Annotated in this window: 1 protein-coding gene; it reads right to left on the minus strand. The window is 57.9% G+C overall.

What is annotated here, in order from left to right; translation table 11 throughout:
- Nucleotides 1-311 (minus strand): hypothetical protein (locus SKC42_RS27545; protein WP_442932289.1); only part of this gene is annotated, 311 nt, incomplete at both ends.

The following is a 311-nucleotide window of genomic DNA, read 5'->3' on the forward strand; positions in this document are numbered from 1 at the left end:
TCGGGTAACGCACAAAGCCGTTTTCGATTGCTGATCTGCGGTGCGCGCAACTGGGTGAGCGTTCCCTGGTGAATCTGCGGTGAGGCAAACGTGCCTAACTTCGCCAAGGCTGCCAGCGCCACCCTATCGGCGGCCTCATTCTCAGGATCATGCACATCAAGGTTTGTGACTTGAAGGCAACCATCGGAGTAAAGGTAGTCGCGAACCGCAAAAGCCGCCTCGCGGATCAGGGCGTCAGGATGTAGCGAATCGATCTTCTCTTGCGGTGAACGGCGATCGGACTTCCCCCCATATCCCAGGATCCCGACGAG

Source organism: Mycobacterium sp. 050134 (assembly GCF_036409085.1).
In the GTDB taxonomy this organism is placed as follows: domain Bacteria; phylum Actinomycetota; class Actinomycetes; order Mycobacteriales; family Mycobacteriaceae; genus Mycobacterium.